We start from the raw sequence: 6,009 nt of genomic DNA on the forward strand, positions 1-6,009 counted from the left end.
GGCCGGGNGGGCCGGGCGGGCCGGGGTGCGGACCGTCAGGCGGCCGGGCCGGAGCCGTGCAGGATCGTCCGCGCCCGCTCGGCCTGCCCGCCCCGGGCGATCACGTCGTACTTCGACGCGGCGAGGGTGCGGACGGACGAGAAGTCGCGGCGGCCGCCCGTGGTGGCGTGCCCGGCGAAGCCCCACACGGCACCCCACACGGCGCCCAGGACGACACCGCTGAGCAGCAGGCCCAGCCAGGCCCGCCCCGGGGTGAACAGGCCGAGCAGGATGCCGATGAACAGGCCGAACCACGCGCCGCTGGCGGCACCGGCGGCAGCGGCCCTGCCCTTGGTGATCCGGCCGGTGACGTGCTCCACCAGCTTCAGGCCCGACCCCACGATGTCGATGTTCTCGACCGGGAACCCCTCGTCGGAGAGGCGGTCGACGGCGGCCTGCGCCTCCTCGTAGGAGTCGTAGCTGCCGACCGTGTTCCACGCGGCGCTGACCGGGTCCAGCGGTCGGGGGTCGATGCTCTCCATGGGGTGCCTCCGTCCTCGGTGTACTCGTTGACTCTGCCCGAACCGCCTCTCCACCCCCGCGCGTTTCACTCCTGCGGCCGTGCCGCCGAACCGGACCGGCCGTACCGGGCCGCCGGGGCGAGGACCGCGGCGACCAGCCTCTCCGGTTCCCCGGGGGCGGGTGCGGGGCCCGTGCGGTCGGCGTACAGCAGGTGGCCGGCGCCGACCAGCGCGGGGGCGAGCACGTCCACGTCGGCGTCCGGCGGGAGGCGGCCGAGATCCCGTTCGGCGGCGAGGTACGCGGCCAGCGCCGCCGCGGCCTCCGTCAGGAGCGGCACGCCCGTCGGCCACGTCCGGCGCAGCCGCGCCCGCAGTTCGTCCCGCGCGGCCACGAGCCCGACGACCGCCACGGCGACCGTGCCGAACAGGTCCGCCAGCGCGTCCGCGAGGTTCCCGGTGACCGTGCCGGTGCCGGCCCGGCCGCGCAGCGCGGACGCGCGGGCCCCGATTTCCGCGGCCCGGTCCTCCACCAGGCCGGCCAGGAAGTCGTCGAAGTCGGCGAAGTGCCGGTGCAGGACGCCCTTGGCGCACCCGGCCTCCGCGGTGACCGCCCTGCTGGTCAGGCCGCTCGGACCGGCCCGCAGCAGAACGCGTTCGGCGGCGTCGAACAGCTGCCGCCGCACCTGCCTGATCGCCACTCCCGTCGGCACCGCACGGCCCTCCCCGTACTCGGCGGCCCTCACTCGTTGACGAGTGGGCGCGCGCCCACTCATAGTGGGCACATGCCCATTTTACCGCCGGGGGAACCGGCCCTCCCCCGATCCGACGATCCGCTCCGCGCACGCCGCGTCGCCGAGTCGTTCGGCGCCGACGCCGAACGCTACGACCGGGCCCGGCCGCACTACCCCGGGGCCCTGGTCGAAGCGGTCCTCGCCGCCGCTCCGGGCCGGAGCGTCCTCGACGTCGGCACCGGTACCGGCATCGTCGCCCGCCTGTTCCGGGCGGCCGGCTGCACGGTGCTGGGCGTGGACCCCGACGCCCGGATGGCCGACCGGGCGCGGCGTGACGGCCACGAGGTCGAGATCGCCCCGTTCGAGGCGTGGGACCCGAAGGGCCGGTCGGTCGACGCCGTGGTCTCCGGTCAGGCCTGGCACTGGGTGGACCCGGTCACCGGTGCGGCGAAGGCCGCGCAGGCCCTGCGGCCCGGAGGGCGGCTCGCCGTGTTCTGGAACGACGGCCGACCGCCGCGCGACCTCGCCGGGGCCTTCGCCGAGGTGTACGGGCGGCTCGCGCCGGACGCGCCGGCCGCCCGCTTCTGGAGGGCCGCCGCCGGGAAGGGACACCCGGGGTACGCGGAGCTCCTCGCCCGGGCCGCCGACGGAATGCGGGCGGCGGGGGCGTTCGGGGAACCCGAGGTGTGGCGGTTCGCCTGGGAGCGGCCGTACACGCGGGAGGAGTGGCTGGACCAGTTGCCCACGACGGGCGGCCACGCCGACCTCCCGCCGGCCGTACTGGACCGGCTCTCGGCGGAGGTCGGTGCCGCCGTGGACGCGGTGGGCGGCACCTTCACGGTGCGGTACACCACCGTCGTGGCGACGGCGGCCCGGGAGGGGGCGGACCGGGCCTGACCTCCCGCCGGCCGCCCGCGGGGCGGAGCCCCTCCGGTCGTGCGCCGCGCCGAGGGCCGGGGCAAGCCGGGCCGCGGGCGGGGGCGCGGTCCTATGCTCGGCGGGTGGAGACCTCGAAGTGCACCCAGTGCGGGACCGTCGGCCTGGAACCCGGATTCGTCGAGGACGACGGCGAGCACTCCCGCGGCTACGCCCGCTGGATCGCCGGACCACTGGAGCGCGGCATGCTGGGCGGCGCCAAGCGCATGGGCCGCCCCCGCTGGCAGATCGACGCCGGCCGCTGCCCCCGCTGCGGGCACCTGGAGCTGTTCGCCCACGAGCGCGTCTGACCCGCGGGCGCGGGCGCCGTCCGGGCCGGGTGCCGAGGCGGTACGGGCGCCCGCGGCACCCCTCCCCCGCTTCCACCGGCGCCGTCCGGAGGCCCGGGCGGGTGCCGGGCGGCTGTGCCATGCTCGAAAGGTGGACGAACCGCGTGTCCCGGCGGACGGCGCAGCCTCGGACGTGGCGGCGCTCGCCCGGACCGCCGCGAGGCTGCGGGCCCGGGTCGGGGAGCTGGAGGAGAGGCTCGCGACGGCCGCGCTCAGGGAGCGGGCCAAGGGCGTCCTCATGGCGCGGGAGGGCCTGTCCGCGCCGGCCGCGGGCGCCGCGCTGGCGCGGCGGGCCCGGGAGCGGGGCCGCACCGTGGCGGAGGAGTGCCGGGCGGTCCTGGGCGCCGCCCGCGGGCGCGCCGCGCCCGGTCCGCCCCTCCCCGCGGTCCCGGCGCCCGGGGCCGGGCCGGACGCCGACGCCGTACGGGCCGTGTTCGACGCCCTGCCGGGCTCCGCGCTGCTGCTGACCCCGCTGCGGTCACCGGTGTCGGGCGAGGTGGAGGACTACCGGATCGACGCGGCCGCCCCGGGGTCCGCGGACCCCGCGGGCCGGCGGGGCGGGGAGCTGGTCGGCCGGCGCGTCCTGGAGGCGTATCCGGGCGTCGCCGGCACCGGCCCGTGGCGCGGTTGCGCGGACGCGCTGGCCACGGGCGTGCCCTACGAGAGCGGGCCGCTCCCCCGGTGCGGAGCCGTGGACGCCGGGACGGTGCGTGCCGCGCGGCTGGGCGACCGGCTCGTGGTCTGCTGGACGCGGCACGGCGGGGCGGACCGCGAGGCGCGCCGGCGGCGGCTGGAGGACCTCGCCGGCCTGGGCCGGATGGAGTGGGAGGTGCGCACCGGCCGGGCGGCGTGGTCCGGGCAGGCGTACCGGATCTTCGGCCTCGACCCGGCCGAGGCACCCCCGGCCTGGGAGGAACTGCCCGGGTGCGTCGTGCCGGAGGACGCGGCGGGCCTCGCGGCAGCCGCCCGGCGGCTGCTGCGGGAGGGGCGCCCCCTGGACCGGACGCTGCGGGTTACGACGCCGGCCGGGACGCGGCACCTGCGGCTGGTAGCGGAGCCCGTGCCCGGGGCGGACGGCACCACCGCGGAGGTCCACGCCCTGTGCCAGGACCTCACGGCGCGGCGGCGGGCCGAGCGGGCGCTGCTGGAGTCGGAACGGGAACTCCTCGCCCAGCGGGGGCTGCTGGAGTCGGAGCGGGAGCTGGCGGCGCGCCTCCAGCAGGCGCTGCTGCCCCGGCAGGAGGGGCCCCTCACCGTCGCCGGGCTGCGGACGGAGGCGTCCTACCTGCCCGCTCAGGCCGGGCTGAGCGTCGGCGGCGACTGGTACAGCGCCGTCGGTCTGCCCGACGGCAGCGGGCTGTTCGCGGTCGGGGACATCGCCGGGCACGGCGTCGACGCCGTCGCGACCATGGCGCAGCTGCGGTTCACCGCCAAGGGCATGGTGGTCACCGGTTCGCCGCTGCCGGACGCCCTGGCCCGGCTGAACGCGCTGCTGCTGCACGCCCCGGAGGGGCGCCGCCCCACGGCGACGCTGGTCCTGGCACGGTACCGGCCGTGGGACCGCACCCTGACCTGGGCACAGGCCGGGCACCTGCCACCGCTCCTGGTGCGCGCCGGCAGGGCCGGGTACCTGACGCGGCCCGCCGGGGTCGTGCTGGGAGCCGGCCCGGACTCCTCGTACGAGGAGCGGCGGTTCGCGGTGCTCCCCGGCGACCACCTGCTCCTCTACACCGACGGGCTGGTCGAGCGCCCGGGCGAGGACCTCGCCGAGGGCCTCGCCCGGCTCGCCCGGCTGGCGGGCGGCGCGGTGCGCGCCGCGGCCGGGGCGGAGCGCCTCACCGTGCGACTGGTGGGGGCGATGTCACCCGCACGGCGCGACGACGTCTGCCTGCTGCACCTCGCGCTGCCCGGCGGCGGCTGAGGCCGGGGCCGCGGGGGCGGCGGTCCCGGCCAGCAGGGAGTCGTCCTCGGGCCGGGCACCGGGCAGCCGGTGGCGGGCCGCTATGAGCGCCGCGTCGACGTCCCGCGTGCCGGTGGAGACGCACAGGGTGTAGGCGACGTCCTCCAGACGCTGCCGCACCTCCGGTCCGCCGTTGTGGGCGTCGAGCTTGCTGAGCGCCGTGTACTCCTCGATCAGCTTCGTCAGGACGGCGGGGTGGGCCATCAGCACGACATGGCTCCTTTCGTACGGCCAGGGGACGTGCGTGTACCCGGCTTCCCCCCCGGTGACACGCGGGCCCGCGGGTCAGGTCAGGAGCAGCCGCCCCGCCGCGTCGTCCTGGTCGCGGCGGTCGCGGCGGGCGCGGGGAAGGGGCACCGGCGGGCGGACGGCGGCGGCCAGGCGCAGCTCGATGAGGGAGCGGACCGCGGGCCACTCCTCGTGGAGCACCGAGTAGAAGGCGGTGTCGCGGACCACCCCGTCCAGGCCCCGCGAGTGGGCGCGGCGGACGCCCTCGCAGGTGGCGCCGAGGCGCTCGATCGCCGCGCGGGAGCGGACGTTGCGGGCGTCGGCGCGCAGCGCGACCCGGCGGACGCCCCAGGTGTCGAAGGCGTGGTGGAACATGAGCAGCTTCGCCTCCGCGTTGATCCCGGTGCCCCGCGCGCAGCCGGCGATCCAGGTGTTGCCGATCTCGGCGGCGTCGGGCACGGCGGTGAGCGGGTCGCCGTACGGGACCCCGGTCACCGGGGGCCACACCACGGGGCCCCGCCAGTAGTCCAGCTCCAGGAACCTGGTCGAGCCGACCACCCGCCCGTCGGCGGTGGTGACCAGGGCGAACGGGAGCGCCCGTCCGGCCGCCTGATCGGTCAGCGCGCGGGCGACGTAGTCGTGTGCCGCCTCCAGGCCGTCGGGCACCGGGGTGTAGGCGTACGCGGCGCGGTCCTGCGCGCCGGCCAGGGCGAGGCCCTCCGCGTGGCGCATGGCCAGCGGCTCCAGGCGCACGGTGCGCCCGGCAAGGACAACAGGTACTGGCACGGATCCTCGGGTCTTCCAGGAGCAGGGGGTCTCCCGCGCCGGCGGGGCGGCGCGCGAGTGATGGAGGAGTGCTCGCCTTGCCGGGGCCGTCCGCGTCACGGGAGGCGCACGGGCGGACGGACCGCTTCGGCACCGGGGCGAGGAGGAACAGTATGCAGCCAGTGCCCCTCGCAGAACAGAACCCCGTCCGAACCTCGGTACACACCTGGGTGAAGCCCGGTTCCGACGCGTTCACCAGCGGTTACCCGGGGTCCTCCCGGGGGCCGGGGCGGTGTGCGCCGCGCCGCCGCCGAACGGTTCCGCGGCGGCGCNGCGGAGGNCGGTCCCGGGGNCNCTCTCGCGGGGCCGGGGCCGCCCGTCCGGGCCCCGCGGGAGCGGCCGGTCGCGGCGCCGGGGTGCGGGGCGGAGGGTCCCGCCGGGTGTGCCTGGGGGCAGGACGGGTCGCCACCGGGCGGGTGGCNGGGCGCGGTGTGCGGGTCGCCGCCGGGCGGGGCGCGGCCGGNCGCGGTGCGCGGGTCGCCACCGGGCGGGCGCGGCCC

General features: G+C 78.4%; 7 protein-coding genes. 3 read left to right on the top strand and 4 right to left on the bottom strand.

Annotation, left to right across the window (positions count from 1 at the left end):
• Positions 1-35: 35 nt before the first annotated feature.
• Positions 36-521: a YflT domain-containing protein gene (locus MW084_RS01070; protein WP_010468081.1), complete on the bottom strand. Its 486-nt coding sequence runs from the start codon at positions 519-521 to the stop codon at positions 36-38.
• 65 nt (positions 522-586) lie between these two features.
• Positions 587-1,210, bottom strand: coding sequence for a TetR/AcrR family transcriptional regulator (locus tag MW084_RS01075; RefSeq protein ID WP_039828648.1), 624 nt, complete (start codon positions 1,208-1,210; stop codon positions 587-589).
• A gap of 72 nt (positions 1,211-1,282) precedes the next feature.
• On the opposite strand from MW084_RS01075, the gene MW084_RS01080 reads away from it, so the two are divergent.
• The 3 genes from MW084_RS01080 to MW084_RS01090 all read left to right on the top strand — a co-directional run bounded on the left by MW084_RS01080 (position 1,283) and on the right by MW084_RS01090 (position 4,417).
• Positions 1,283-2,128, top strand: coding sequence for a class I SAM-dependent methyltransferase (locus MW084_RS01080; RefSeq protein ID WP_010468078.1), 846 nt, complete (start codon positions 1,283-1,285; stop codon positions 2,126-2,128).
• 104 nt (positions 2,129-2,232) lie between these two features.
• Positions 2,233-2,457: a hypothetical protein gene (locus MW084_RS01085; RefSeq protein ID WP_010468075.1), complete on the top strand. Its 225-nt coding sequence runs from the start codon at positions 2,233-2,235 to the stop codon at positions 2,455-2,457.
• A 130-nt stretch (positions 2,458-2,587) separates the two neighbouring features.
• On the top strand, positions 2,588-4,417 hold the full coding sequence (locus tag MW084_RS01090) for a PP2C family protein-serine/threonine phosphatase (RefSeq protein WP_010468074.1): 1,830 nt from the start codon (positions 2,588-2,590) through the stop codon (positions 4,415-4,417).
• On the opposite strand, the gene MW084_RS01095 is transcribed toward MW084_RS01090, so the two are convergent.
• Together MW084_RS01095 and MW084_RS01100 are read right to left on the bottom strand one after the other, a co-directional pair.
• Complete coding sequence (locus MW084_RS01095; RefSeq protein ID WP_277356126.1) at positions 4,358-4,660, bottom strand: DUF5133 domain-containing protein; 303 nt, start codon at positions 4,658-4,660, stop codon at positions 4,358-4,360. The two genes, MW084_RS01090 and MW084_RS01095, sit on opposite strands and share 60 nt — an antisense overlap.
• An 81-nt stretch (positions 4,661-4,741) precedes the next feature.
• Positions 4,742-5,470 carry a GNAT family N-acetyltransferase gene (locus MW084_RS01100; protein ID WP_050986698.1) on the bottom strand — a complete coding sequence of 243 codons (729 nt, stop codon included), beginning with the start codon at positions 5,468-5,470 and terminating at the stop codon, positions 4,742-4,744.
• Positions 5,471-6,009: the final 539 nt, after the last annotated feature.

Origin of the sequence: Streptomyces sudanensis, from assembly GCF_023614315.1 — a bacterium.
Classification (GTDB): Bacteria; Actinomycetota; Actinomycetes; order Streptomycetales; family Streptomycetaceae; genus Streptomyces; species Streptomyces sudanensis.

What these genes read in the sequence shown, in the direction of transcription:
- MW084_RS01095 (WP_277356126.1), bottom strand. Translation starts at nt 4,660, where the DNA reads ATGGCCCACCCCGCCGTCCTGACGAAGCTGATCGAGGAGTACACGGCG.
- MW084_RS01070 (WP_010468081.1), bottom strand. Translation starts at nt 521, where the DNA reads ATGGAGAGCATCGACCCCCGACCGCTGGACCCGGTCAGCGCCGCGTGG.
- MW084_RS01080 (WP_010468078.1), top strand. Translation starts at nt 1,283, where the DNA reads ATGCCCATTTTACCGCCGGGGGAACCGGCCCTCCCCCGATCCGACGAT.